The sequence below is a fragment of the Rhodovulum viride genome (assembly GCF_003265965.1).
Taxonomy (GTDB): domain Bacteria; phylum Pseudomonadota; class Alphaproteobacteria; order Rhodobacterales; family Rhodobacteraceae; genus Rhodovulum; species Rhodovulum kholense.
Window position 1 is genome coordinate 191,530 of record NZ_MUAV01000005.1, and the last position, 26,320, is coordinate 217,849.

Annotated in this window: 20 protein-coding genes; 9 read left to right on the forward strand and 11 right to left on the reverse strand. The window is 70.5% G+C overall.

Going from position 1 to position 26,320, the window contains the following annotated elements; translation table 11 throughout:
• Position 1 precedes the first annotated feature (1 nt).
• Positions 2-6,916 (reverse strand): type I polyketide synthase, encoded by a 6,915-nt coding sequence (locus BYZ73_RS06140; protein ID WP_181497977.1) that lies wholly within the window; start codon positions 6,914-6,916, stop codon positions 2-4.
• A gap of 717 nt (positions 6,917-7,633) precedes the next feature.
• On the opposite strand from BYZ73_RS06140, the gene BYZ73_RS06145 reads away from it, so the two are divergent.
• From BYZ73_RS06145 to BYZ73_RS06155, 3 genes are read left to right on the forward strand one after another with little or no spacing between them, the layout of a single operon-like run.
• Positions 7,634-8,428 carry a propanediol utilization protein gene (locus tag BYZ73_RS06145; protein ID WP_245943064.1) on the forward strand — a complete coding sequence of 265 codons (795 nt, stop codon included), beginning with the start codon at positions 7,634-7,636 and terminating at the stop codon, positions 8,426-8,428.
• Entirely contained in the window at positions 8,425-9,372 is a 948-nt protein-coding gene (cbiB, locus tag BYZ73_RS06150) for an adenosylcobinamide-phosphate synthase CbiB (RefSeq protein WP_112315284.1), read from the forward strand. Before BYZ73_RS06145 ends, cbiB begins: the two co-directional genes overlap by 4 nt.
• A 2-nt stretch (positions 9,373-9,374) precedes the next feature.
• Entirely contained in the window at positions 9,375-10,349 is a 975-nt protein-coding gene (locus tag BYZ73_RS06155; protein ID WP_112315285.1) for a threonine-phosphate decarboxylase, read from the forward strand.
• Between the two features lie 99 nt (positions 10,350-10,448).
• On the opposite strand, the gene BYZ73_RS06160 is transcribed toward BYZ73_RS06155, so the two are convergent.
• The 10 genes from BYZ73_RS06160 to BYZ73_RS06200 all read right to left on the reverse strand — a co-directional run bounded on the left by BYZ73_RS06160 (position 10,449) and on the right by BYZ73_RS06200 (position 19,776).
• Positions 10,449-10,952 carry a cytochrome b gene (locus tag BYZ73_RS06160; protein ID WP_112315286.1) on the reverse strand — a complete coding sequence of 168 codons (504 nt, stop codon included), beginning with the start codon at positions 10,950-10,952 and terminating at the stop codon, positions 10,449-10,451.
• A gap of 158 nt (positions 10,953-11,110) precedes the next feature.
• Positions 11,111-11,722 (reverse strand): c-type cytochrome, encoded by a 612-nt coding sequence (locus BYZ73_RS06165; protein WP_112315287.1) that lies wholly within the window; start codon positions 11,720-11,722, stop codon positions 11,111-11,113.
• Positions 11,722-12,978 carry a PQQ-dependent sugar dehydrogenase gene (locus BYZ73_RS06170; RefSeq protein ID WP_112315288.1) on the reverse strand — a complete coding sequence of 419 codons (1,257 nt, stop codon included), beginning with the start codon at positions 12,976-12,978 and terminating at the stop codon, positions 11,722-11,724. Before BYZ73_RS06170 ends, BYZ73_RS06165 begins: the two co-directional genes overlap by 1 nt.
• 150 nt (positions 12,979-13,128) lie before the next feature.
• A complete protein-coding gene (locus BYZ73_RS22690; protein WP_181497978.1) occupies positions 13,129-13,290 on the reverse strand; it encodes a hypothetical protein in 162 nt (53 codons plus the stop codon).
• Between the two features lie 34 nt (positions 13,291-13,324).
• The gene (locus tag BYZ73_RS06175) at positions 13,325-14,662 is read right to left on the reverse strand and encodes an amidase (protein ID WP_112315289.1); all 1,338 of its coding nucleotides are present in this window, start codon (positions 14,660-14,662) and stop codon (positions 13,325-13,327) included.
• Positions 14,663-14,672: 10 nt separating this feature from the next.
• Positions 14,673-16,088: a TRAP transporter large permease gene (locus BYZ73_RS06180; protein ID WP_112315290.1), complete on the reverse strand. Its 1,416-nt coding sequence runs from the start codon at positions 16,086-16,088 to the stop codon at positions 14,673-14,675.
• Entirely contained in the window at positions 16,085-16,669 is a 585-nt protein-coding gene (locus BYZ73_RS06185) for a TRAP transporter small permease subunit (RefSeq protein ID WP_108025894.1), read from the reverse strand. Before BYZ73_RS06185 ends, BYZ73_RS06180 begins: the two co-directional genes overlap by 4 nt.
• A 70-nt stretch (positions 16,670-16,739) precedes the next feature.
• Entirely contained in the window at positions 16,740-17,870 is a 1,131-nt protein-coding gene (locus tag BYZ73_RS06190; protein WP_112315291.1) for a TRAP transporter substrate-binding protein, read from the reverse strand.
• Between the two features lie 36 nt (positions 17,871-17,906).
• Positions 17,907-19,220, reverse strand: coding sequence for an MFS transporter (locus tag BYZ73_RS06195; protein ID WP_112315292.1), 1,314 nt, complete (start codon positions 19,218-19,220; stop codon positions 17,907-17,909).
• 4 nt (positions 19,221-19,224) lie between these two features.
• Entirely contained in the window at positions 19,225-19,776 is a 552-nt protein-coding gene (locus BYZ73_RS06200; protein ID WP_112315293.1) for a GNAT family N-acetyltransferase, read from the reverse strand.
• A 90-nt stretch (positions 19,777-19,866) separates the two neighbouring features.
• Here BYZ73_RS06200 and BYZ73_RS06205 point away from each other — a divergent pair, with 90 nt between their 5' ends.
• From BYZ73_RS06205 to BYZ73_RS06230, 6 genes are all read left to right on the forward strand, one after another.
• The gene (locus BYZ73_RS06205; protein ID WP_220086794.1) at positions 19,867-20,775 is read left to right on the forward strand and encodes a LysR family transcriptional regulator; all 909 of its coding nucleotides are present in this window, start codon (positions 19,867-19,869) and stop codon (positions 20,773-20,775) included.
• A gap of 157 nt (positions 20,776-20,932) precedes the next feature.
• Entirely contained in the window at positions 20,933-21,484 is a 552-nt protein-coding gene (locus BYZ73_RS06210; RefSeq protein WP_112315295.1) for a DUF2087 domain-containing protein, read from the forward strand.
• Between the two features lie 130 nt (positions 21,485-21,614).
• On the forward strand, positions 21,615-23,174 hold the full coding sequence (locus BYZ73_RS06215; RefSeq protein WP_112315296.1) for an AMP-binding protein: 1,560 nt from the start codon (positions 21,615-21,617) through the stop codon (positions 23,172-23,174).
• Between the two features lie 93 nt (positions 23,175-23,267).
• A complete protein-coding gene (locus tag BYZ73_RS06220) occupies positions 23,268-23,936 on the forward strand; it encodes a potassium channel family protein (RefSeq protein WP_245895602.1) in 669 nt (222 codons plus the stop codon).
• A 4-nt stretch (positions 23,937-23,940) separates the two neighbouring features.
• Positions 23,941-25,278: a TrkH family potassium uptake protein gene (locus BYZ73_RS06225; RefSeq protein ID WP_108025904.1), complete on the forward strand. Its 1,338-nt coding sequence runs from the start codon at positions 23,941-23,943 to the stop codon at positions 25,276-25,278.
• A gap of 114 nt (positions 25,279-25,392) precedes the next feature.
• Complete coding sequence (locus BYZ73_RS06230) at positions 25,393-26,319, forward strand: DMT family transporter (protein WP_112315297.1); 927 nt, start codon at positions 25,393-25,395, stop codon at positions 26,317-26,319.
• Position 26,320: the final 1 nt, after the last annotated feature.

Here is a 26,320-nt window from a genome sequence, read left to right on the forward strand (position 1 = left end):
CTCAACGGCCTCCCGAACTGCCCTGAGCGAGCTTCCTGATCTCGTCCAGCTGGCCCTTGTCGAGCGTCCCGTCGGCCAGGTGACGGCGGGCCATTTCCTCGACCACGGCATCCTCGGCCTCGGGGGCGCCGCTGGCCTCTATGATCCGGTTGACGAGCCCGGTCAGCGTCAGCCCCTCGTCGATCGACATGACCGGCACGGTCACGCCCAGCCGCTCTTCGGCGGCCATGCGCAGGTTGATCGCCATCAGGCTGTCGAAGCCCATCAGCTCCAGCGGCTGGCGCGGGTCGATGTCGCCCGGCGCCGCGCGCATCAGCTGGGCCGCCTCCTCGACCAGCAGCCGGGTCAGCACCTTGCGCGCCTCCTTTGGCCCCTTGGCCTGCAGCAGCGCGGCCAGATCGAAGCTGCCGGGTCCGGCGGCGCTGGCCCGGATGTCGATCAGGTCGAACAGCGGGCTGCCCAGCACCGGCAGCGTGCCGGCCATGCGCGACCAGTCCATCGGGGCGACGGTCAGGGTCGGGCCTGAGGCCCCGGCGGCCAGCACCTGGCCCAGACGGCGCAAAGCGGCTTCGGTCGTCATCGGCGGCAGCCGCTTGGCCAGCGCCTCGCGCAGCCCGGTTTCGCGCGCCAGATAGCCCGCATCGGCAATCGGCCCCCAGGCGATGGCCAGCCCCGGCAGACCGGCTTCGTGCCGCGCGCGGGCAAGGCCCTCGAGCCCCCGGTTGGCCGCCACATAGGGCGCCTGCGCGGGGTTGCCGAACCGCGCCGCGATGGAACTGAAGACCCAGAAGTGATCGAGCGCATCGCCGCGCGTCAGCCGGTCAAGGATCTGACCGCCGACAAGCTTCGGCCTCAGCACCGCCGCCAGTCGCGTCTCGTCGAGATCGGCCAGAAGCGCGTCGTCGAAGATCGCGGCGGCATGGACCACCCCGCGCAGCGGCACCTCTGCCGTGCGGATCTGCGCCAGCGCCGCGTCAAGCGCGGCGGTATCGGTCACGTCGCAGGCCAGCGCCTCGGCCGGGACGCCGAGGCCCTCCAGCGTTTCGGGCGCGACCGCGCCGCTCCGGCTCATCAGCCACAGGTGCTCGGCGCCCTGCGCGGCCAGCCAGCGCGCGGTTTCCAGCCCGAAGCCCCGGGTGCCGCCCACGACCAGCCAGCCGCCCCGGATCGGTGCGGCCGCCGGGCGGGCCGGGCCCCGGTCTTTCGGCGCGCACAACACGATCTTGCCGACATGGGCCGCGCGCTGCATCGTGCGGATCGCTTCGGCCACGTCCTCGGCCGGGTAGGCAGTGACCGGCAGTGGCTGATAGACCCCCTCGGCGAAGGTCTCGCGCAGGCGTTCAAGTGTGCGCCGCGCCGCATCGGGCCGGTGCAGCAGCAACTGGTCGGCATCGACCGCATGAAAGCCGATATTGTTGCGCATGGCATGCAGCGCGATGACGTTGTTTTCGTAAAGGTCGCGCTTGCCCAGTTCGACGAAGCGGCCGAAGGGCACGAGGCAGGCCAGCGAGCGTTCCATCGCCTCGCCCGCCAGCGAATTCAGCACCACATCGACCCCGCGCCCGCCGGTCGCGGCCATCACCGCGTCCTCGAAACCGGGGCTGCGGCTGTCGAACACCGCCTCGGCGCCCATCGCCGTCACCAGCCGCCGCTTGGCGGGGCTGCCCGCCGTGGCGAAGACCCGGGCGCCAAGCCGCCGGGCGACCTGCAACGCCGCAAGCCCGACGCCGCCCGCGCCGCCATGCACCAGAACCGTTTCGCCGGGGGCAAGCCGGGCCACCTCGGTCAGCGCGTAATCGGCGGTGACGAAGACCACCGGCAGCCCGGCGGCGGTTTCCAGATCGACCGTCTCGGGCAGCGGCATCACCGCCTCGGCCCGGGTGATCACCCGGTTGGCCATCGCATGGGGCGCCATCGCGATCACCCGGTCGCCGGGGCTCAGCCCGGCCCGGGCGCCCGCGCGGGTCACCACGCCCGCGCATTCCATGCCGAGGCAGGGACCCGAGAATCCGGCCTCCAGCGCCTCGGGGGGCAGCACGCCCTGCGCCCACATCACATCGCGGAAGTTGAGCCCCGAAGCCACCGCCTCGATCTCGACCTCGGTCGGTTGCAGCGGTCGGTCGGGCAGTTTGGCCCAGACCAGACCGTCGAGCGCCACGCCCCGGCGCTCGGCCACCAGGCGGCGCGGGCCGGCCTCAGGGGCCAGCGGCTTGACCGGCACGACGCGCGGCGCGGCGGCGCCCGTGGCGGTCAGGCGGATCTCGGCCTCGGGCGAGGTCGCGGCCAGCGCCGCGATCCGCTGGGGCGCGATGTCGCTGTCGGCGCAGATCAGGCGGATGTCGCGGCCGGTTTCGTTGGCGACGACCCGGCGCCAGCCGGTCAGTTCCTCCCAACGGTCGGTGCCCCCGACCGCGATCCAAAGCGGGCCGTCGGTTTCGGGCAGATCGCGGAAGATCCGCGCGGCGGCCAGCGGGTCGTCGCCGTCAAGCGCCGTGCAATGGAGTGCCACCGGCGCATCGGAGCCCGGCGGCAGCGCGGCCAGCGCCTTGGCCAGCGGGCCGGTGCCGGTAAGGGCAAGTGCGGGCCGGGCGTCGGCGCGGGCGGTGGGGCGGGTGGCGCGGATCAGTCTCAGCGCCTCGGAGCCCTGCGCGGTGCCGCTGGCAGTGTCGAGCCCTGCGGCATGGAAGGCACGTTCCAGCCGGTCGAGCGCGTCGGCGTCGCGATGCCTAAGCGTCATCAGTGCGAAAAGATCGGGTGCCTCTTCGGCCGCGATCAGCGAGCCGCCGGGCGCAACCATCGCCGCGAGCCGCCCGGCGCTTTCGCGCTGGGAAAGGCTTTGCGCAAGGCAGCAGCCCAGCACCAGATCGGCGGCATCGGCGGCCCGGGCCTCGGTCAGCGCGAGAAACCGCAAGGGCAGCCTTGTGTCGAGCCGCGCCCGCAGCCGGTCGAGCGCGTCGCCATCCTCGGCCAGCACGGTGACGTGAGCACCCGCCCTAAGCGCCGCCGCGACCAGACCCAGATCGAGCGCGCCCGCCAGCGCGATCCGGCCCAGGGGCGCGGTGCCGTCCAAAAGGGTTTCCAGCGTGCGCGCGGCCAGCGGCAGCGGGTCGGCGGGGCGCTCTTCGTCTGCGGCGGCGGCCAGCGCCGATTTCAGCTCGGCCGAGGCGCCGGGCGCGACCTCGGGCAGCATCGCCAGAAGTGCGTCGGTCGGGGGCCAGGGGCAGTCGGCCGAAAGCTGCGGCGCGCCCTCTCCGTGACCGGTCGATGCCAGCCAGTGCCGGGCCATGTCATGGCGCGGATCGGCCGGGTCGGCGCCGGTCGCGACCCGGTCCCAGGCCAGACGGCTGCCAAGCGCCGCGCGCAGCACATCGGCATCGCTGGGGGGCTGGTCCGGACGGCAGGCCGCCTCGGCAGCGGCGGCGATCCCGGCCGCGCCGCCTCCGGCAAGGGGCACCAGCCGTTCGTCCCAATAGGTGTGCGGCTCGGCCGCCCCGGTGGGCAGCGGCCTCAGCCGGAGCCCCTCGAAGGCCAGCAGCGCGGTGCCGGTCGCGTCGGCCAGCACCATATCGAAGGCCAGGCTTTCGTCCCAGCCGCCCGCGCGGCTCAGCCGCGCGCAGATGATCTGGCCCGGCCCGCAGACCCGCACCTTGGCGATCCGGGCGGGCACCCGCAGCCGGGCATCGCGGCCCTCAAGCAGCAGGACCGCGCCATGCAGCCCCGCATCGGCCAGCGCCGGGTCGAAGCGAAAGCCCGGCGCCCCTTCGCGGGGCGCCAGCGTCATGCGAACGGCCGGGCCGTCGCGGTCGAGCACCCTGACCCGGGCGAAGGCCGGTCCATAGTCCAGCCCGGCCGCCCTGAGCCCGTCGTAAAGCGGTCCGGCCGCGCCCATCGCCTCGGGCGCGGTCACCGGCGCGGGGCGGGTGCAGGTCGCGGCGAACAGTCGGGCCACGGCCACCGGCGCCCAGGCGCGCGGCCCGCCCGCCTCGATCCGCAGCCGCCGGGCCGTCGGTTCATGGACCAGCCGGACCGGCACGGCGCCCTTTTCGGGCAATTCCAGAGGGCGCAGGAATTCGACGTCGCGCAGCTCGATCTCGTCGGATTTCAGGATCTCGCAGCCGGCATGGGCGAACATCTCGACCATGGCGGTGGCGGGCAGCAGCACGCGGCCGCCGACCCGGTGATCGGCCAGCCAGGGGATGCGGGCCAGGGCGATCTCGCCCTCCCATTCGGCGCTGTCGGGGCGCAGGCGGGCGCCAAGCAAGGGATGCTGCGGACGGCGGTGGAAGATGTCGGCCGCAACCGGGCTGTCCAGCCGGTAGGTCTGGCGGTCGAAGGGATAGTCGGGCACCCCGTCGGCCACCGGCCGTTCGGGGCCCAGCACGCGGGAGCGGTCGACCGCCCCGCCCGCCACCAGTGCCGCGCGGGCGATGCTGCCCGCGTCGCGCTCTTCGGACCGGGCGCTATCGAGGCTTTCCAGCACCCGGGTCTCGCAGTCGAGCTCGGCCAGGGTGTCGCGCAGATAGGTGCGCAGAACCGTGCGCGGCGAGATTTCCAGGAAGACCCGGATGCCGTCCTCGGCCATCGCCCGGACGCCCTCGCGGAAGGCCACCGGCAGGCGGGCGTTGCGCCACCAGTAGACCCCGTCGAGCGGCGCGTCATAGCGGGTGCCGTCCCAGCCCGAATAGAACGGAACGCTGCCGGGCTGGGGCGCGATCCGGGCCAGGCCGCGAGTCAGGGCGGGCCGCAGCGTTTCGACCGCTGCCGAGTGATAGGGATAGGAAATCGGCAGGATGCGGCCGGCGATGCGATGGCTGCGGGCGATGCGCGCCAGCGCCTTCAGCGCGTCCCCGGTGCCGCTGACGGTGATGCTTTCGGGGGCGTTCTCGGCCGAGACTTCGGCGGCCAGCCCGTGATCGGCAATCAGCGCCTCGATCCGGTCGCGGGGGGCGGCGAAGGCCGCCATGCCGCCCTTGCCGCGCAGGGGCTCGAAGGCGCGCGAGCGATGCGCGATGATCCGGAGGCCGTCGTCGCGGGCGATCCGTCCGGCCGCGATGGCCGCGGCGACCTCGCCCATCGAATGGCCCAGAACGGCACCCGGCCGCAGCCCGGCCTCGGCCAGCGCCTCGGTCAGCGCGACCTGGATCGCGAAGGTCAGGGGCTGCGCCACCTCGGCCTCGCCCAGCCTCGCCTCGAGATCGGGATCGGCCAGCCTGTCGGCAAGGCCCGGGATTCCGAGCGCCGCGAAGTCCGCTGCGATCTCGGAAAAGACAGTGCGGAAGGTGGCGTCGGTTTCCATCAGGGTCCGGGCGGCGCCCGCCCACATCGCGCCGTTCCCGGCATAGACGAAGGCCAGCGGCGCGTCGCGCAGCGTCGTTTCGGCGCTGGCGCCCGGCGCGGCCCTCCGCGCGTCGCCCAGCCACGCCCCCAGCCCGTCCGCCAGGGCATCGGCGCTCGCCGCAGGCAAGCACAGGCGATGGCGGTGGCGCGCGCGGCGCCAGTTCGCGGTGGCGATCCGCGCGCCCAGATCGGCCGGGGCCGCCTCGGCCAGCGCGTGCCAGGACCGGGCGAGCTCGGTCAGTGCGGCCTCGCTGGCTGCGGACAGAAGCAATGCGGGCGGCAGCCTCGCGGCCTCGGCATCGGGGGCGTTTTCCTCGGGCCGGGGCTGGCGGATCACCGCATGGGCGTTGGCGCCGCCGAAACCGAAGGAGTTGACCGCGGCCAGCCAGGGCCGACCCGCCGGCGGCAGCGCCCGGGCCGAGCGCGCGACATCGAGGTTGAGCCCGGCAAAGTCGATTTCCGGGTTCGGTTCGTCGCAATGGAGCGTCGCCGGGATCGTCTGGCGGTCCAGGGCCATCTGCGCCTTCAGCAGCCCGACAAGCCCCGAGGCGGGTTCGAGATGGCCGAAATTGCTTTTGGCCGATCCGATCGGCAGCGGCAGCGCCCGGCGGCGGCCATAGACCCGGCCGATGGCATCGGCCTCGCGCGGGTCGCCGACGGCGGTGCCGGTGCCATGCGCCTCGACAAAGGCCAGCGCGTCGGGGTCATAGCCCGCCTCGGCCAGGGCCGCCTCGATCAGCGCGGCCTGCCGGTCGGCCGAGGGCAGCGCGATGCCGGGGGTGCGTCCGGCGGAATTGACCGCGGTCGCCACCAGCACCGACCGGACACGCCGCCCTGCGGCCTGCGCGGTCGTCAGCCGTTCCAGAACGAAAGCCACCGCGCCCTCGCTGCGCACATAGCCGTCGGCGCCCTTGGCAAAGGCCCGGCACAGCCCCTGCGGCGACAGCATGCCCGCCTGCGAGAAACCGACAAAGGGCATCGGCGACAAAAGCAGGTTGACGCCGCCGACGATGGCGGTGTCGATCTGCCCCGAGGCGATGGCCCGCCGTGCCTGGTCCAGCGCGAACAGCCCCGAGGAACAGGCGGTGTCGACGATGTAGCTCGGCCCTTGCAGGTTCCACAGATGCGAGATCCGGTTGGCCATGATCGAGCCGGTATTGCCCAGCATGTATTGCGGCCCGGCCATGTCGGGGTCTTGCAACATGGTCGTCGAATGATCGAGCGAAGCCGCGCCGATAAAGACGCCCACGCGCTCGGGCGCGACCGCCGCGGGGTCGATTCCGGCATGATCGAAGGCCCGCGCCGTCACTTCCAGCAGCAGGCGCTGCTGCGGGTCCATCTGCTCGGCCTCGCGCGGGGTGATGCCGAAGCATCCGGCGTCGAAATCGAAGGCCGTCGCGACGATCCCGGCGCGCTGCGAATAGCTGTGCCCGGCCAGCCCGGGCTCGGGCGACATCCAGCGTGCCTTGCTCCAGCGGTCCTCGGGCATGTCCGAGATTGTGCAGCGGCCCTCGCTCAGCACCCGCCAGACCGCGTCGATCCCGTCCGCGCCGGGAAGGATCGCGGAATACCCGGTCACGCAGGAAACGCGGTCGTCGGCGATTTCAGATCCGATGGAGTGGCGGCTGATCATTCGGCTCCGGTCCGGCAAAGAAAGAACTGAAATGCGCTTTTCGCAACTTCGGATAGCGCATGGGTATTTCGACGGCAAGGTTAACGCATACACATCACCTCGCTTCAAGATTGTAGCGCGCCTGGCCAATTGATGAAGCAGGTCTCTGCCGATGCCGATCAAAAATGAGGCAATGTGGCGCCGTTTGGCCCCCGTTCGCGTCTGCCGGTCGCGGCGCGGACCAGAGAAGCCTCGGTTCATACAATTGTTTCGAAGATGAAAAAGCCTGAGACCGTGGTCTGGCCCGGCGCGTGTTTTCGCATGCGTGTGACGCCCGGTTTCTGCGCTGCGGACCCGCGCCGTTCGGATGGGAAGGTTTTCGCGGGGACGGTCGATCTGGCGCGAGTGTCGTCGGAGAGACAATCGGGGTGCCCCAATCGGGGGGTCGCGCCAGAAGCGCCTCGCCTTCGGCCGGTCTCCGCACACGGCCGGGCTTTGCGCATCCCTGCAGCCGCACCGCTTCGCGGGTTGGGGCCCTGGCGGGCCGTGCCCGTTGCATCCCCGCGCCGGGAATGCCATTGCGAAGGCCGGTTCCGCCGCCCGATTGGTCCGATGCCCGCTAGCCCGCCTGTCCTGCGTCCCGTTTCCCGATCCCGTCCCGGTCCGGCCTGCCGCGGCGCCCGGGTGGCGGGTCATTTCGGCGAGTTCCTTCAGGGGCGGCTGGGCGCCGACGGCCCTATCGCGCTGGTCACCGTGCCTTGTCCGGCGCTGGAGGTTCGCGCGGTCTGGCATCCGGGGCGGATGGCGGGGCTCTGGCAGGGCGGGCGGCCGGTGCTGGCGCCGGGGCAGGTGGCGCGTCTGGCGCGGCTTTTCGGGATCGCGCCGGGGCGTTTGCGGGTGTCTGCGGCGATGCCGCCCGGCGGCGGGGCGGGTGCCTCGAGCGCGGCGCTGCTGGCGGCGATCCGCTGTCTCGCGCCCATGGCGCTGTCGCCAGACACCGAGGCAGCCCTTTGTCTGGCGCTGGAGGGCGCGACCGATCCGCTGATGCATCCCGTCCCCGAGGCGCTGCTTTGGGCGCCGCGCGCGGCGCGGGTGCTGGGCCGTGTGGCCCCCGGGCCGGGCTTCGAGATCGTCGGCGGCTTTGCGGGGCCGGGGCGGCGCACGGACCCGGCCGATACCGACTTTGCCGATATCTCGGATCTGGTCGCGGCCTGGCGCGTCACGCCGGATCGCGCCGGCCGGGCGCGGCTGGCGACCGAAAGCGCCCGGCGCTGTCATGCGCTGCGCGGTGGTCCGGACCCCGCGCCGATCTGGGCGCTGGGGCGCGATCTGGGCGCGCTCGGGCTGGTGGCGGCCCATACCGGCACGGCGCTGGGCCTGCTGTTTGCGCCGGGCGAGGCGCCCCGGCAGGCCGAGGCGGCGCTGCGTGCGGCGGGGCTTGGCCGGGTGCTGCGGTTCAGGACAGGAGGCGGACGATGAGTGCGGCGGCGATGCTGGTGGCGCTTGCGGTCGAGGGGGCTGTCGGCTGGCCGGACAGGCTTCATGCCCGGATCGGCCATCCGGTGACCTGGATCGGCGCGCTGATCTCGGGGCTTGAAATGCGGCTGAACCGCCCCGGCGCCGCGCCCGCAACCCGCAGGCGGCTGGGTGGGCTGACGGTCGTGGTCACGGTCGCGGCGGCGGTCCTGCCCGCCTGGGCGCTGGCCTCGGTTCTGCCCGGCGGCTGGCCGGGCGCGGTCCTGACCGGGCTTTTGGCCGCGCCGCTGGTGGCCACGCGTAGCCTTTTCGATCATGTGGCCCGGGTCGCGCGGCCGCTGGCGGCGGGCGATCTGGCGGGCGCGCGCGAGGCCGTGTCGATGATCGTCGGGCGCGATCCGGCGCGGCTCGACCGCGCGGGGATGGCCCGGGCGGCACTGGAAAGCCTGGCCGAGAATGCGTCGGACGGCATCGTCGCGCCGGTCTTCTGGGGTGTGCTGCTGGGTCTGCCGGGGATCGCGGGCTACAAGGCGGTGAACACGCTCGACAGCATGATCGGGCACCGCAACGACCGCTATGAGGATTTCGGCCGGGTCGCGGCGCGGCTGGACGATCTGGCCAACCTGCTGCCCGCGCGGCTGACCGGCGCGCTGTTCTGCCTTGTGGCGCGGCACCCGGTCCGGGCGGCGAAGACGATGGCGCGGGACGCGGGCGCGCATCGCTCGCCCAATGCCGGCTGGCCCGAGGCGGCGATGGCGGGCGGGCTTGGGCTGCGGCTCTCGGGGCCGCGGATCTATGGCGACAGGGTCAGCGACGAGCCCTGGCTGAACGCGGGTGCGCCCGACCCGGAGCCGCGCGACCTGTGGCGGGGGCTTGGACTTTATCTGCAGGCGATGGCGGTGCTGGCGCTGGGGCTGGCGGCGCTGGTCTGGGCGTTTGGAGGGTAGAGGTGGCAGGCGGACGCGATCACGGGGGCGATCTAACGGGGGCGATCAAGCGGTTCGGCGGGGCGCCCGGCGACTGGATCGACCTCTCGACCGGCATCAACCGGGTGCCCTATCCGGCGCCGCCGGCCTCGGCCTCGGCGCTGCGCGACCTGCCGGGCCGGGCCGCGATGGACCGCCTGACCGGGGCGGCGCGCGGTGCCTATGGCACCGGCTGGCCGCTGCTGCCGCTGGCGGGCGCGCAGGCGGCGATTCAGCTTTTGCCCGTCATCGCGCCCGAGGGGCCGGTGCGGGTGCTTGGCCCCACCTATAACGAATATGCTGGCGCCTTCGAGGCGGTGGGCCGTGCGGCAGAGACGGTCTCTGACTCCGGGACGCTGGCCGGGGCCGGGTTGGCGGTGATCGTGAACCCCAACAATCCCGACGGGCGGCGCCTGTCCCCCGAGGCGCTGGTGCGGATCGCCGGGACGGTGGGCGTGCTGGTCGTCGACGAAAGCTTCGCCGATCCGCATCCCGCGCTGTCGCTGCTGCCGGGGGCTTGCCCGGGCAATGTGCTGGTGCTGCGGTCCTTCGGCAAGTTCTACGGGCTTGCGGGGCTTCGGCTGGGCTTTGTGCTGGGGCCGGAGCCGCTGATCGCGCCGATGGCAAGCCGGGCGGGGCCCTGGGCGGTCTCGGGACCGGCGCTTGAGGCGGGGGCGCTGGCGCTGGCCGATGCGGGGTGGCGAGAGGCCAGCCGGGCGCGGCTGATGGCGGAAACGGCCCGGGCCGACGCGCTGGCCGAGGCGGCGGGATGGTGGCCTTTGGGCGGCACAGCGCTGTTTCGTCTTTACGACACGGGCGATGCCGGGGCGGCACAGGCGCGGCTGGGGCGCGCGCGGATCTGGTCGCGGATCTTTCCCTATTCGGCAACCTGGCTGCGGCTGGGCCTGCCCGGGTCCGAGGCCGAATGGGTCCGGCTTGAAGCGGCTCTTTCGGCCTGACGGGATACGCGCGGCCCGGGGGAGAGAGATCGGCCCGCGGGCCGCGCCACGCCTTCCCTGCCGGTCAGGGAGCGGTCGGCGCGGGAGGCGCGCTCCGGGTCACATCATCCGGCTGAGGATGCTGCTTTTCCACCGGAACTGGTGCACGGCCACGGCCCCGACATGGACCGCGATCAGCGCCATCAGCAGGTTCGCCGCCGCCTCGTGCATCTCGGCCGCGCTGCCCGATTGCAGGTACCAGGCCGCCGCGCCGACCAGCGGCATCGCCAGCAGCATCAGGTAGAAGGCGCCATGCGTCAGGCGGGCCAGCGTCGCGGCCCAGCCGGGTTCGGCGGCGGGCAGGGCAGGAACACCCTCGTCGCGGCGCAGCTTGAGCCGCCAGACCATCAGCGCGAGGATCGCAAAGCCGAAAAGGATGTGGCCGGTGGCGGCGGGCGAATAGACCCATTCGCCGGTCTTCATGCCGCGGCCGAAATCGCGGCCGATGGAATCGAAGACCAGGTATTGCGCCGCGACGAGGACGACCACGCCCCAATGCGCGAGTTTCTGTCGGAAGGAATAGGCCTCGGGGCTGGCGGGGTCGCTGGCGTTGGTCTCGGACATTTCCGTCTCCTTGCTGGGCGGTTGACTGGGCGGGCGGCACGGGGTCTGACCCCGGCGCCGGAACGGGCGCAACCTGCGCCCGCCCAAACCCCCGTGCAAGGCAATTCATTGTGTAGAGACAAGGGGTTGGGTCTTCAGGTCCCGGTCAGCTTGGGGGGCTAGCATGCCGCGCCGCAGGGGCCGGGGGCGCCCGGCTCGGTCACCTCCAGCTGCATCGCCGCATACCAGTCGGCATAGGCGCGGATCTCGTCGTCGGTCAGGTTGGCGGCGATCCCGGACATGATCTCGTGGCGGCGCTTGCCCGACCGGAACGCCTTGAGCTGGGTGGCGAGATAGATGTTGGTCTCGGCCGCCAGATTGGGGGCGTCGGGATTGACCGCGATGCCGGTCTCGCCGTGACAGGTGACGCAAAGCGCGGGTGCGGCCGAGCCGTCGGCGCCCGGCGGCAGGCTGGCGCGGGCGGTATGGGCGGAATACCAGGTGGCGACATCGGCGATCTGGGTGTCGGTCAGCCCGCGCGCGACCACGGTCATCATCTCGTGCTCGCGCGCGCCCGACCGGAAGGCGGCCAGCTGCCGGGTGATATAGCTGACCGGCTCGCCCGCGATATGCGGGGCGATCGGCACCTGGGCCACGCCCTGCAACCCGTGGCAGACCCGGCAAAGCCCGGCCACCTTGCGCCCGGCCTCGAGATCGCCGGGGGGCGCATCGCCGAAGGCGGCGCCGGCGAGCATCAGCCCGCCCAGCGCCAGGGCCGAAAGGCCCTTCATCACATCCCCTCATACCAGATGCGGTAGATCGCCCCCGCCAGATCGTCCGAGACCAGGATCGACCCGTCACGCAGCTGCGCCACATCGACCGGCCGGCCCAGATATTCGCCGTTCTCGTCGATCCAGCCTTCGGCGAAGGGTTCCGAGGTCGCGGTGCCGTCCTCGGCCACATGGCTCACCATGACCCGCGCCCCGACCGGCGTCGTGCGGTTCCACGACCCGTGCTGGGCCGAGAAGATCGCGCCCCGGTATTCTTCCGGGAACATGCTGCCGGAATAGAAGGTCATGCCCAGATCGGCGGCATGGGCCGTCATCTCGACCGCGGGCATCACCACGTCATAGGGCACGTCCTGGCCCGCATATTCGTTGGTGCGCACATCGCCCCCGCCATACCAGGGCGCGCCGAAATGCTGGCCCATCTCGGTCTGGTGGTTCAGCTCGCCGGGCGGAATATCGTCGCCCATGCCGTCGACCTGATTGTCGGTGAACCACAGATCGCCGGTTTCCGGGTCGAAATCATGCCCGACCGAGTTGCGGATGCCATAGGTATAGACCTCGCGCCCGGTGCCGTCGGTATTCATCCGGATGATGCCGCCGATCCCCACCTCGCGGTAAAGGTCCAGCTTTTCCGGCGGCGCGACGTTGAAGGGCTGGCCGAGCGAGATGTAGATCTTGCCGTCCGGGCCGATCTTGCAGACCCGCGCGGTGTGGTTGTAGCTTTCCTCTTCGGGCGGGATCAGCTCGCCCTGCTTGACCAGGTTGAAGGCCGCGACATCGGGGCTTTCGTAGAAGAACTCGGCCGCCGGGAACAGCAGCACGCGGTTCTGTTCGGCGATGTAGAGAAACCCGTCCTTCGAAAAGCAGGGCCCGTTCGGGATCGCGAATTTCAGCGAGGGCGCAAAGTCCTTCACCTCGTCGGCGACCCGGTCCTTGTTGCGGTCGGTGACCGCCCAGACCTTGTCCTTGCGGGTGCCGACGAAGGTGACGATGCCCTGCGGGCCGACCGCCATGTGACGGGCATCCGGCACCACGGCATAAAGCCCGATCCTGAAGCCCTCGGGCAGCGTGATCCGCTCGAGCGTCTTGCGGATCCCGTCGGCAAAGGCGCCCTCTTGCGGGACATAGGTGAATTCGGTGGTGCCGGTGGTCTGGAAATTGCCCAGCTTTTCCAGATTGTCGGGCACGTCCGCGCCCTGGGCGAAGGCCGGCATGGCAAGCACGGCCGCCGCAGCCGCGCCGATCAAGGTGGTCTTCATGTCTCCTCCCTTCGGGGTTCTCCCCGTTTCCGGCCCGCGATCCTCCCCTGCGGGCCTGACAAAGCCTAGCACGCGGCCTGGGGCCGGCATATCCAACGTTTGTCGGTATCGTCAGGGAGAAAGATGTTTTTTGCCAAGGGGTTGGGACGGTCAGTCGCGCGGCTGGAAGATCGCGAACACCAGATCGGCGGCAACCAGCGCGACGGTGATCGCGATCACCGCCCAAAGATCGACATGCGGCACCTCAAGGGCGAGAATGCCGACGAAACCGAGGAAGACGGCGAAGGCGAAGGCGGCGATCAGGCGGTCCATCGGGGCTCCTTTCCCTTGGGGGCGGTGGCGGGGCTCAGGCCCCGGCCCAGCCGTAAAGCCAGTGCGCGGTCCGCAGAAGCCGCGCGTCGTCGCCGCGGGGGCCGACAAGCTGCACCCCCATCGGCAGGCCGTTTCCGGCGGTCAGGACCGGCACCGTGACCGCGGGCGTGCCGCACAGCGTCCAGAGCCCGTTGAAGATCGGATCGCCGGTCGCGCCGATGCCCTCCGGGGCGGGTCCCAGCGTGGCGGGGCAGAGGATCGCATCGCAGCGGGTGAAGAGCTCGTCCAGACCTGCGTTCAGGACCTTCGGCCAGTCGAGCGCGGCGAGGTAGTCGCGGGCGGGGATCCGGGCGCCTTCTTCCAGCGCATCGCGGGTCTCGGCGCCCAGCCGGTCCAGCCCGTCGCGGACATAGCGGTAATGATAGCGCGCCATCTCGGCCATGTTGATCCGGGCGCGCTGGGCGGCGGCCTCTTCGAAGGCCGTGGGCAGGGCGACCTCGAAGGCCTGATCGCCTAGGGCCGCAGTCAGTTCGGCAAAGGCGGCATGGGTTTCCGCATCCGCCCGGTCCCAGCCCGGCGGCTTGACGAAGGCAAAGACCGGCGGCAGCGGTGGCGCGCTGCGGGCGGTGTCCAGCAGGCGCGGCGCCGGGGCCGGCGCCGTGGACGGGTCGGTCTCGTCGAAGCCGAACAGCGCCTCGGCGACCAGCGCCGCGCCCAGCGGGTCGGTGGCGAAGACGCCCAGCGTGTCGAGCGTGTGCGACTGCATTTGCACTCCGCGCCGGGGGATGGCGCCGAAGGTCGGCTTGTAGCCCGTGACGCCGCAGAAGGCCGCCGGGCGGATCACCGACCCGCCGGTCTGGGTGCCTATGGACAGCGGCACCATCGCATCGGCCACCGCCGCGGCCGAGCCGCTGGACGACCCGCCCGGGGTGTGGGCCGGGTTGTGCGGGTTCCGGGTCTTGCCCGGATGCAGGAAGGCCAGTTCCGTCGTCACTGTCTTGCCAAGGATCAGCGCGCCCGCCGCCCGCAGCCGCTCGACCACGAAGGCGTCGCGCGCGGGCACCCGGCCTGCATCGAGCGCGCAGCCGTTTTCGGTCGGGATGCGGGCGGTGTCGATGACGTCCTTCAGACCCACCGGCAGGCCATGAAGCGGCCCCAGCGCCCGGCCCGAGACGCGGTGCGCATCGAGCCTGCGGGCCTGCTCGCGAGCGTAATCGGGGTCGATCCAGGCCCAGGCGCCGATCTCGGGCTCGCGCGCGGCGATGCGGGCCAGGCAGGCCTCGACCAGATCGAGCGCCGAAAGCGCGCCCGAGGCCAGCCGGTCGCGCAACTCGACCGCGCCCAGCTCCACCGGTGTGTCGAGATCCTTCATGCGCGCGCCCTCATCCGTAAACCAGTTCGGGCAGAAGGTAGACGATCTGCGGAAAGACGTACATCAACACCATCGAGATCAGCACGCAGACGAGGAAGGGCATCACGCCCCGGAAGATCTGGGTCAGCCGCACCTCGGGGGGCGCGATGCCCTTGAGGTAGTAGGCTGACATTGCCATTGGCGGGGTCAGGAAGCTCGTCTGCAGGTTCAGCGCCACGAGGATGCCGAAGAAAAGCGGGTCGATCTCGAAATGCGCCAGCAGCGGCAGGAAGATCGGCACGAAGATGATGATGATCTCGGACCATTCGAGCGGCCAGCCCAGAAGGAAGATGATCAGCTGGGCGAGGATCAGGAACTGCACGGGCGTCAGGTTCAGGCCCTCGACGAACTGGCCGATCACCTGCTCGCCGCCCAGATAGGAGAACACCGCCGAGAAGGTGTAGGACCCGACGAAAAGCCAGCAGACCATCGCCGTGGTGCGGACCGTCAGATAGACGCTTTCGCGCAGCCTCTGCCAGCTGAGCGCGCGGTAGATGAGGGCCAGCGCCAGCCCCCCCAGCGCGCCGACCGAGGCGGCCTCGGTCGGTGTCGCCAGCCCGAAGAGGATCGAGCCCAGCACCGCCGCGATCAGCACCGCGAGCGGCAGGAAAGAGGTCACGATCATCCACAGCAGCCGACCCAGGGGCACGTCGGGGATTTCGTCCTCGGTCGGACGCGGGGCGACCGAGGGCTGCAGGATGGACCGGCCCACGACGTAGAAGAGATACAGCCCGACCAGCGTCAGTCCGGGCAGCAGCGCGCCCGCGTAAAGCCGCACGATCGAGACATTGGTGGCGGCGGCATAGACGATCAGCATGATCGAGGGCGGGATCAGGATACCCAGCGTGCCGCCCGCGCAGATGATGCCGCTGGCAAAGGCCGGGTCGTAGCGTGCGCGCAGCATCGCGGGCAGCGCCAGAAGCCCCATCAGCGTGACCACCGCGCCGACGATGCCGGTCGCGGTCGCGAACAGCGCGCAGGTGATCAGCGCCGCCACCCCCATCGAGCCGGGGATGTTCTTCGAGGCGATGTTGAGCGTCGAAAACAGCCGGTCGACGATATTCGCGCGCTCGACGATGTAGCCCATGAACAGGAACAGCGGCACCGCCGTCAGCACCTCGTTCGACATCACCGTATAGGTCTGGTTCACGAAAAGATCGAAGATGCGGTTGTTGAAGAGTCCCTCGATCCAGGTGGTGATCTGGGTCCATGTCCCGGCGGTCTCGTCCAGCCGGTCGAAGGCGCGCCACATCCGGCCCGCGTCGAAATAGGCGAAATAGCCGAAGCCGATGCCCATGGCCATCAGGGTGAAGGCGATCGGGAACCCGAGGAACACGAAAACGATGAAAAGCCCGAGCTGGATCAGGGCGATCTGCGGGTCGGTCATATATGGGGGCCCCTCTCGGCCTTGTCGGCCTCGCGCATCAGGATGTCCTCGGTCTCGAAGATGTCCTCGTCGGCCTCGAGCCACTCGTTGGTGCGGATCGCGAGGAGGCAGCGCATCACCTGGGCGATGCCCTGGATGAACAGAAGCACGCCCGCGACCACGATCACGGTCTTGAACTGGTAGATCGGGATGCCGGCCGGGCTGTTCACCGAGACCTCGCCATAGCGCCAGGACCGGGCGGCGTATTTCCAGCCCGCGAAGATCAGCGCCAGCACGCCCGGAAAGAAGGCGATGAGGTACAGCACCAGATCGACCATGGCCTGGGTCCGGGGCTGCCACAGCCGATAGAGGAAGTCGCCCCGCACATGGCCCCCCCGCGACAGCGTATAGGCCCCGCCCATCATGAAGAGCGTCCCGTACATGATGAAGGACACGTCCAGCGCCCAGGCGGTCGGGCTGTTCAGGACGTAGCGCACGAAGACCTCGTAGCCGGTGCCGAGAGCCATCAGCACGATCAGCCAGGCGAAGGTCTTGCCGAACCAGGCCGACAGTGCGTCGGCGAAACGTATGAAACCGATCATGGGCCTCTCCTGTGGCGCATGAAAAACCCCCGGGGCGGTGGCCGCCGGGGGCACTGGACCGGGGTCCGGGTCAGAGCTTGAGCCGGCCCGGGAAATAGTGGTCGTAGGCCAGCGTGTAATCGGGCGAGTTCATCACCTCGAAGAAGGTCACGCGCTCGACCCAGGCGCGCTGGCTGTCGAGGCATTTCTTCATGAAGGCGTCCTGCTCGAGCTCGGGGATCAGCTCGTCCCAGGCCTTGAGCTGGGCGTCGAGGATCTCTTTCGAGGTCCGGTGCACGGTGACGCCCGCCTCGTCCTGCAGCCATTGCAGGTCGGCCGAATAGCGGTCCATCGCCTTCGCGGTATTGGCGGTCGAGGCTGCCTCGACGCCATAGCGCAGGATCGCCTGCAGGTCGGGGTCCAGATCCTCGAAGAAGGGCCGGTTGAACAGGAACTCGAAGCTCTCCGAGGCCTGGTGATAGGAGGCGAGGTAATAGTTCTTGGCCACGTCCTGCGCGCCGAAATCCTTGTCGGACGAGGGGTTGTTGAACTCGAAGGCGTCGATCACGCCGCGTTCCATCGCGGGCACCAGCTCGCCGCCCGGAAGCTGGGCGACCGACATGCCCATCTTGGCCATCAGGTCGGCGGCCAGCCCCACCGTGCGGTACTTGAAGCCCTGCAGGTCGGCGACGGTGTTGACCTCGCCCTTGAACCAGCCGAAGGGCTGGGCGAACATCGGAAAGCCCAGAAAGCCCACCACGTCCAGCCCCATCACGTCCTGCGTCAGCTCGCGGAACAACTCGTCGCCGCCGCCCGCGTAGAACCAGCTGAGCATCGTGGTGGCCGAGCCGCCGAAGACCGGCCCGGTGCCGAACAGGGACGCCGCCTTGTTCTTGCCGTACCAGTAGGCGCAGACCGAATGCGAGGCATCCAGAACCCCGTCATTGACCGCGTCCATCACCTGGAAGGCCGAGACCACGGCGCCCGCGGGCAGTACATCGATCTTGAGCCGCCCGCCCGACATTTCCTCGACCCGGCGGGCATAGTCCTTGGCGAATTCGTCCCAGATGTTCGATGCGCCCCAGGAGGTCTGCATCTTCAGCACGATCGGCGCCTGGGCCAGCACAGCGGGCGCGGCCAGCGCGCCGGTCCCGGCGACGCCGCCCGCCAGCGCGCTGCGCTTGAGGAACGAACGGCGATTCATGGTGGACGTGTCAGTCATGGGTCTCCTCCCCGTTACTCCCCGATGCATCGGGGGTTACTGCGGGGTCCGGCCTGCGCTTTTTGCGTCTTTCTCTGATCCCGCACCGTCGAGCATACCCGGCTGACCCCATGTTGCAAGCAGCCAAAGGGAGGGGGAGCGCGCCGTTCTCCGGCGCGCCGGGTCCGGGTCTCGGGCCGGAAGACCCGGTTCGGCGGCGGGGCCGATCCGCGCCCAAAGCGCCCAGGCGGCGGCGAAGGTCGCCAGCGCCAGCCCGAAGCTCAGCCCCATTGCGGCGCGTGCACCCCAGATCTCGATCGCGGCGGCATAGGCCGGAGGGGCGAGCGCCGCGGCCAGGAACGAGGGCGCGACCAGCCGCCCCGAGATCTCGGCATAGCGGGCCAGCGGGAACAGAACCATGGGTTGCGCGCCGCGCACCACGGTCAGCACGCCGTTGCCTGCGCCATAGGCCAGCACGAAGGCCAGCGCGGCGGCGCCCGGCCCGGTCACGGCCAGGCCTGCCGCCATCCCGGCCGTCAGCACGCCCGAGGCCAGCACGCCCAGCCCCAGCGGTCCGATCCGGTGCCCGGCCAGCGTCTCGGCAAGCCGGGCGCCCGATTGCGCCAGCCCGGGCAGCGCCGCCAGCCCGACCGCCGCGGCGACCGGCAGACCCAGCGCGCCCAGAAGGCCGATCAGGTGGGCCGAGAGCCCCGAACTGAGAAAGGCCGAGGCCGCGACCAGCACGGCGAAGCCAATGGCCGCAGCGGGCCGCACCGGTCCGGCCGCGCGCCCGGCCGCGGCAAGGACCGCCGGGGTCGGCGCGGGGCCGGACGGGATCGTCAGGTACAGCGGCGCCACCGCCAGCGCGAGCCCGGCATAGACCAGAAGCCCGCCGCGCCAGCCCAGGGTTTCGGCCAGCAGATGGCCCAGCGGCCAGAAGACGGTCGAGGCGAGCCCGCCCAGAAGCGTGACCTGCGACAGGGCGCGCCGCGCGCCGGTTCTGCCCGCGCGGACCAGTGCCGCGAAGGCGGCCTCGTAAAGGCATAGCCGCATGCCGAGCCCGGCCACGATCCAGCCCGCGGCATAGATGGGGAAGGTCGCGCTTGTGCCAAGCATCGCAAGCCCCAGCGCCAGAAGGACCGAGCCCGCCGCCAGCGCCTGTCGGCCCCGGGCCGCGACCAGCCGTCCGGCAGCGCCCGACGAAACCGCCATGGCGATCAGCGCCAGCGAGAACCCGGCATGGGCGCGCGCCAGCGACCAGCCCAGATCGGCGGCGATGACCGGCGCGAAGACCCCCACGGCATAGTAGGAGATGCCCCAGTTCACCATCTGGGTCAGCCCCACCGCGGCGGCGGTCGGGCGGCCGATCACCGGCCTAGGCTTCGAACGTCGCGGTGTCACCGGGGCCGAGAGGCTTCTGCATATGCACGGAATCGAGCCAGCGCCCGTGCTTCCAGCCGACCGAGCGCAGCACGCCCGCATCCTCGAAGCCCAGCGCCCGGTGCAGCGCGATCGACCCTAGGTTCTGCGAATCCCCGATCACCGCGACCATCTGCCGGAACCCGGCCGCCTCGCAGCGCGCCAGCAACGCGCGCATCAGCGCGCCGCCGATGCCCTGGCCGCGGAACGCGTCGTCGACATAGACCGAATTCTCGACCGTACCGCGATAGGCCGGGCGCGGGCGGAAGGTGTTGGCATAGGCATAGCCCGCCACCCGGTCTCCCGCCCGCGCCACCAGCCAAGGATAGCCCGCGCCGATCACCGCTTGCCAGCGCGCGCGCATCTCGTCCAGATCGGGCGGGTCCAGCTCGAAACTGGCGGTGCCGGTGCGCACCGCCTCGGCATAGATGGCCTGCACGCCGGGCAGGTCCTCCGGGGTGCAGTCGCCAAGGGTCAGGGGGCCGAGAGGGGCAGGCTTGATCGTCATCGTGGTCTCCGGGTCTGGGTGAGACAGAGAATGGCATCCCGGAGAGACAAAGAAAATGCTATGGCGTTTATTCAAAGCATAAGGAAAACCTTGGCCCAGTCGCTCAACCTTCTGCATCTTGCCACTTTCGCCGATGTCGCGGCGCTGGGCAGCTTTTCGGCCGCGGCCGAGAAGGCCGGGATTTCGCAGCCCGCGGTCAGTCAGCAGGTCCGCCAGCTGGAACGGCATTTCGGGGTGCGGCTGCTGGAACGGGTGGGCAAGCGGGTGCGGCCGACCGAAGCCGGGCAGATCGTGATCGGGGGCGCGCGGCGGATCGGCGAGGAACTGGACGCGGTGCGCGAGGCCGTCGAGCCGCATCGCGACGGCCGCGCCGGGCGGGTCCGGATCGGCACCGGGGCGACCGCCTGCATTCATCTGCTGCCGCCGGTGCTGGGGCGGCTCAAGCGCGCCTTTCCCGGGCTCGATTTCGTCGTCCGCACCGGCAACAGCACGGAAATCCAGCGGCTTCTGGAACAGAACCTGCTGGATCTTGCCATCGTCACCCTGCCCGCGGCGGGCCGGGCGCTGGAGACAAGCCCGCTTTGCGACGAGGCGCTGCTGGCGGTGGGCCCGGCCGCCGATGCCGGGGCGCCGGCCACGCCGCAGGCGATGGCCGCCCGGCCGCTGATCCTTTACGACAGCGCGGGCCACACCCGGCTTCTGATCGACGGCTGGTTCCGTGCGGCCGGGCTGCGGCCCGCGCCGATCATGGAACTGGAAAGCGTCGAGGCCGCCAAGGAGCTGGTCGCGGCGGGGCTTGGCTGGTCGATCCTGCCAGCCTCGTCGGTGGCGCGGCCGGGCGCTTCGGGCGGGCTGGCGGTGCAGCCGCTGGACCCGCCGCTGGGCCGCCAGCTGGCCTTGCAGCTTCGGCGCGACAAGCGGCTGTCGCCCGGGCTCCGGCACACGGTCGCGGCGATCCGTCAGGGGTTGGGCGGGGTTGTTCCGCAGCGGGCGCCGTGATATGTGCCGGGCACGGTCGGCAGTTCACCGAGGCGTCGCTGTGCCCCAGGGGCAAGCTGAACCTGCCCGTCACTCGGCACTCATCTGGTTTCCTTCCTGTGCCCCGTCGTAAGCCAGCGACCAGCGATCCGGATTTCGGCACATCGGGACCGAGACCATGACCAGACCTTCCATTCCCCTCGCGATCGAGGACATTTCCGCCTTTTCCCGCGCCTTGGCGCATCAGTTGCGCGCGGCCGAGTCCGCGCCGTCGCATCTGAGCCTGATGAACATGCTGGCCCGCGCGGGCGGGTTTCGCAACTTTCAGCATCTGCGCGCCGACCGGCTGGCCGAAGACCGGCTGACCGACGCGGCACCCGCGCCCGTGCCCGATCCGGCCCCCGTCGATCACCGCCGGATCGAACGGACGCTGACCCATTTCGACGAAAACGGGCGGCTCGTGCGCTGGCCGTCGCGGCGGGCGATGCAGGTGTTGTGTCTCTGGGCGCTCTGGGCGCGGCTGCCTGCGGGCCAGACCTGGACCGAGCGGCAGGTGAACGAGCGGCTGAACGCCTGGCACCTCTTCGGCGATGCCGCGCTGCTGCGTCGCGACCTCTTCGAGACCGGGCTGGTGACCCGCCAGCGCGACGGGTCGGACTATCGCCGGATCGAGCAGGCGCCTCCGCCCGAACCGCGTGCCCTGATCCGCCTGCTGGCGCAGCGCGGCTGATCTGCAAAAGGGGCTCGGGGCGGAACCCTTTTGTCCCGCCCCGGTTTTCCATCGTCATCGGCAAGAACCGTGCTACGCTGCCGGAAGGCGAGAAGCGCGGCCCACGCGCCCGTAAGGCGGGAGGAAAACGATGATCGTTCACAGCAGCAGGTTCGCGCCTGTGCCCCTGACCGGCCTGTCGGTCACCGAGAGATTGTTCCGGGGCCTGACGTCCCGTCCCGACGAGGTGGTGCTGGTCGACGGACCCTCGGGGCAGGGCCTGACCGCGGGCGCGCTGATGGACCGGATCCGGCGGCTGGGCGGCGGGTTGGCCGCGCGCGGGATCGGCAAGGGGGCGGTGGTGGCGCTGATGGCCCCGAACAGCCCCGATTTCGTCACGGTCTTTCATGGCGTGGCCTATGCGGGCGGCACCGTGACCCCGGTCAACCCGACCTATACCGCCGAGGAACTGGCCTTTCAGCTGAAGGACAGCGGGGCGCGTCTGCTGGTGACCGTGCCCGCCTGTCTGGACACCGCGCGCGCCGGGGCCGCGGCTGCCGGGCTGAGCGACATCGCGGTGATCGGGGCGGAGGCGCCCGACCGGGGGGCCGTGCCGCTCGAGGCGCTGATGGGGCCGCGGCTGGCGGCGCAGGTGCCGCTCGACGCCGCCCGCGACATCGCCGTGCTGCCCTATTCCTCGGGCACGACCGGCCTGCCCAAGGGGGTGCGGCTGAGCCACCGCAACCTGGTGGTCAATATCGACCAGGGGCTTGCCGCCTGCGACATGCGCCCCGGGGACTGGACGGTCGGGTTCCTGCCCTTCTTCCATATCTACGGGCTGACCGTGCTGATGAACATGGTGCTGGGCCACGGGGCCTCTCTGGTGACGATGCCCCGCTTCGATCTGGAGCTTTTCCTGCGGCTGGTTCACGAGCGCCGGACCCGAGAGCTTTACATCGTGCCGCCGGTCGCCGCGGCGCTGGCGCGTCATCCGCTGGTCGGTCAGTTCGACCTCGGCGCGGTCGAGACGGTGATCTGTGCCGCAGCCCCGCTGGGCGCCGCGCAGGGCGCGGAGCTGGCCGCGCGGCTTGGCTGCCGGGTGATGCAGGGCTGGGGCATGACCGAGCTGTCGCCCATCGGCACGATGTCGGCGCCCGGCCGTGACAAGCCCGGCGCGGTCGGCGTGGCGCTTCCCAATACCGAACTTCGGATCGTCGACCCCGAAACCGGCGCCGATCTGGGGCCGGACCAGCCGGGCGAGCTTTGGCTGCGCGGACCGCAAGTGATGCAGGGCTATCTGAACGCGCCCGAGGCCACCGCCGCGACCCTGACGCCCGACGGCTGGCTGAAGACCGGCGATCTGGCCAGCATCGATGCCGAGGGCTTCGTGACGCTGCACGACCGGCTGAAGGAACTGATCAAGGTCAAGGGCTTTGCGGTGGCCCCGGCCGAGCTTGAGGCGGTGCTGCTGACCCATCCCGACGTGCTGGACGCGGCGGTGGTCGGCCGGTCCGACCCCGAGGCGGGCGAACGGCCGGTCGCCCATGTGGTGCCACGGCCCGGGGCGGATGCGGATGCCGAGGCGCTGAAGGCCCATGTTCTGGCGCATCTGTCCCATTTCAAGGCGCTGGCAGAGGTGCATTTCGTCGAGGCGGTGCCGAAATCGGCCTCGGGCAAGATCCTGCGGCGGCTTCTGCGCGATGCCGCCTGATCCAGGGTGCAGTGCTGCGCGGGGGCTTGCCCCGGGGGCGCCAGAACGTGCTAGGGTCGGGCTCGGACATCCCGAAGGACAGGCGGTTACCAAGTGAAAAGACGCAGCTTTGCCGTGATCGGCCTTGGCACGTTCGGCAGCACTGTCGCCACCGAACTTGCGCGGTTCGGCAATCCGGTCATGGGGGTCGATCTCGACGACAAGATCGTCGGCCGCTATGCCGATGTGCTGTCCGAGGCGGTGATCGCCGACGGCCGCGACGAGCTGGCGCTGCGCGAGGCCGGGGTCGGCAATTACGACGTGGCGCTGGTGGCCATCGGCGAGGATCTCGAGGCCAACATCCTCTGTTCGATGAACGTCAAGATGCTGGGGGTGAAGGCGATCTGGGTCAAGGCGCTGTCGAAGACCCATCACCGCATCCTGTCGAAGATCGGCGTCGACCGGATCGTGTTGCCCGAACAGGAGGTCGGCCAGCATATCGCGCAGATGCTGCACAACCCGCTGGTGCGCGATTACGTGAGCCTCGGCAATGGCTTTCATGTCGTCGACCTGACCGTGCCCGAGCCGCTGGAGGGACGCGCGGTCGGCGATGTCAAGCTGTTGTCGGGCTACGACCTGCGGGCGCTGGGCGCGATGCGCGAGGGCGAGTTCCTGTCCTGCGAAGGCGGCGAGCTGCGGTTGAAGACCGGCGACAAGCTTCTGGTGCTGGGCCGCCGTGCCGATCTGCGCCGCTTCGGCGACGACCTGCTGGACGAGGCCTGAGCCCATGGCGCGCCTTGCCGCGCTGCGCAGCGGCCGCTTTCTGCCGCCGCCTCTGGCCCTGATGCTGACCTATGCGGCACTGATCGCGGCGGGCACGCTTCTGCTGAAACTGCCGGTGGCCCGGACCGTGGCGATGACCTGGTCCGACGTCGCCTTCACTGCGACCTCGGCGGTGACCGTGACCGGACTCGCGGTGCGCGATACCGGCACCGAATTCACCCTGTTCGGCCAGGCCGTGATCCTGGTGCTGATCCAGCTGGGCGGGCTGGGGCTCATGACCTTCGCGGTCCTGATCCTGACCATGCTGGGCCTGCCGGTCGGCATCACCCATCGCCATTACCTGCGCGAGGACCTGAACCAGACTTCGATGAGCGGTCTGATCCGGCTGACGAAGACGATCCTGCGCTTCGTGCTGGTCTGCGAGGCGGCGGGCACGGCCTTTCTGGCGGTGGTCTTCGTGCCCGAATTCGGCTGGCAGGCGGGGCTGTGGTCAAGCCTGTTCCATGCCGTCTCGGCCTTCAACAATGCAGGCTTTTCGCTTTACTCCGACAGTCTGACGGCCTGGGTCGCGCATCCGGTGGTCAATGTCACCGTGCCCGCCCTGCTGATCCTCGGCGGGCTCGGGTTTACTGTGGTCGCAGACATGCAGCGCCGCACCGGCTGGCGCGGCTATACCGTCCATACCAAGCTGATGCTGGTGGGCACGCTTGCGCTTCTGGTCTGGTCGACCGCGACCTTCGCGGTGCTGGAATGGACCAACCCGGCCACGCTGGGACAGTTCGATGCCGTCTCGACCAAGCTCTGGGCCAGCTGGTTTCAGGCCGCGACCACCCGCACCGCAGGGTTCAACACCGTCGATATCGGCGGGCTGACGCAGGCGACGACGCTGCTGTTCATGACGCTGATGATGGTCGGGGCGGGCTCGACCTCTACGGGCGGCGGCATCAAGGTCACGACCTTCATCGTGCTGCTGCTGGCCACGGTCAGCTTCTTCCGCCGCCATACCGCCATCGACGTCTTCGGGCGCCGTCTGGGGGCCGAGCAGATCATGAAGGTGCTGGCACTGTCGATGGTCAGCACCCTGACGATCCTGATCGCGCTGTTCGTGCTGATCCTGTTTCACGAGGGCGATTTCCTCGATCTGGCCTTCGAGACGGTTTCGGCCTTCGGGACGGTCGGGCTGAGCCGGGGCATCACCGGCGATCTCGATGCGGCGGGCCGGGCGGTTCTGATGGGGGTGATGTTCCTTGGCCGGGTCGGTCCGTTGACCCTGGGCTTCCTGCTGGCGGTACGCAGCCCGAAGCGGGTATCCTATCCTGCGGGCACGGTCTATCTGGGCTAGGCCGTCGCGGCGGTTCTGGCCATCGTGCCGCGTGGCCGGGTCTTCGGATATCGGAGACAAGGGCAACGCCATGACAGATCTTCACATCTCAGGCCGTCGGTCGGGAGCGGTCCGATGAGCCGCCTGTGGTCGGCCGCGCCGCTTCTGCTGACGCTGGCAAGCCTCTTCTGGGCGGGCAATTTCGTGCTGGGGCGCGCGGTCGGCGCCGGGGCTGCGGGCGATCTGGGGCCGGTGGCGCTGGCCTTCTGGCGCTGGGTCGCGGCCTTCGCGCTGGTGCTGGCGCTTGGCGGACGCCTGGCTTGGCGCGAGCGGCGCGAGATCGCCCGCGCCTGGCCTTTCCTGCTGTTCGCCGGGCTGATGTCGGTTTCCGCCTACAACACGCTGATCTATGTCGGGCTGCAATCGACCCCGGTGCTGAACGCATTGCTGCTGCAATCGGCGATTCCGGTGCTGATCCTCGTGGCGGGATTCGCGATCTACCGCGACCGCATCGGCTGGATGCAGGTGCTGGGCGTCGCCCTGTCGCTCGCAGGCGTGATCTGGATCCTGACCGAGGGCCATCCGGCGCGGTTGCTTGAGATCGGTCTGGGGCGCGGCGACGCGCTGGTGCTGCTGGGGGTCGCGGGCAACGCGGTCTATTTCGCGACCCTGCGCTCGGGGCCGAGGCTGCACCCGATGGCCTTTCTGGTAGCGATCTTCGGGCTTGGGCTGGCGCTTCTGGCACCGGTCTGGTGGCTTTCGGGGCATGAGCTGCCGCGCCAGCCGGTCGATGCGCTCAGCATCGGCTATCTGGCGGTCTTCGCCTCGCTGCTGGCGCTTCTGTTCTTCAATCGCGGGGTGGCGCTGATCGGCGCGGCGCGGGCGGGCGGCTTTCTGCACCTGATGCCGGTCTTCGGCAGCCTGCTGTCGGCGGTCTTTCTGGCCGAGATGCCACGGACCTACCATCTGATCGGCGGCGCCGTGGTGATCGCGGGCGTGCTGCTGGCGCAGGGCGTGTTGCGGCGGCCGGGGCTGCGCCGGGCCGCCGCGCAGAAAGCCTGAG

Coding starts and splice junctions, on each gene's coding strand:
- cbiB (WP_112315284.1), top strand. CDS start 8,425: ATGAGTGCGGCGGCGATGCTGGTGGCGCTTGCGGTCGAGGGGGCTGTC.
- BYZ73_RS06160 (WP_112315286.1), bottom strand. CDS start 10,952: ATGTCCGAGACCAACGCCAGCGACCCCGCCAGCCCCGAGGCCTATTCC.
- BYZ73_RS06165 (WP_112315287.1), bottom strand. CDS start 11,722: ATGAAGGGCCTTTCGGCCCTGGCGCTGGGCGGGCTGATGCTCGCCGGC.
- BYZ73_RS06170 (WP_112315288.1), bottom strand. CDS start 12,978: ATGAAGACCACCTTGATCGGCGCGGCTGCGGCGGCCGTGCTTGCCATG.
- BYZ73_RS22690 (WP_181497978.1), bottom strand. CDS start 13,290: ATGGACCGCCTGATCGCCGCCTTCGCCTTCGCCGTCTTCCTCGGTTTC.
- BYZ73_RS06175 (WP_112315289.1), bottom strand. CDS start 14,662: ATGAAGGATCTCGACACACCGGTGGAGCTGGGCGCGGTCGAGTTGCGC.
- BYZ73_RS06180 (WP_112315290.1), bottom strand. CDS start 16,088: ATGACCGACCCGCAGATCGCCCTGATCCAGCTCGGGCTTTTCATCGTT.
- BYZ73_RS06185 (WP_108025894.1), bottom strand. CDS start 16,669: ATGATCGGTTTCATACGTTTCGCCGACGCACTGTCGGCCTGGTTCGGC.
- BYZ73_RS06190 (WP_112315291.1), bottom strand. CDS start 17,870: ATGACTGACACGTCCACCATGAATCGCCGTTCGTTCCTCAAGCGCAGC.
- BYZ73_RS06200 (WP_112315293.1), bottom strand. CDS start 19,776: ATGACGATCAAGCCTGCCCCTCTCGGCCCCCTGACCCTTGGCGACTGC.
- BYZ73_RS06210 (WP_112315295.1), top strand. CDS start 20,933: ATGACCAGACCTTCCATTCCCCTCGCGATCGAGGACATTTCCGCCTTT.
- BYZ73_RS06215 (WP_112315296.1), top strand. CDS start 21,615: ATGATCGTTCACAGCAGCAGGTTCGCGCCTGTGCCCCTGACCGGCCTG.
- BYZ73_RS06225 (WP_108025904.1), top strand. CDS start 23,941: ATGGCGCGCCTTGCCGCGCTGCGCAGCGGCCGCTTTCTGCCGCCGCCT.
- BYZ73_RS06230 (WP_112315297.1), top strand. CDS start 25,393: ATGAGCCGCCTGTGGTCGGCCGCGCCGCTTCTGCTGACGCTGGCAAGC.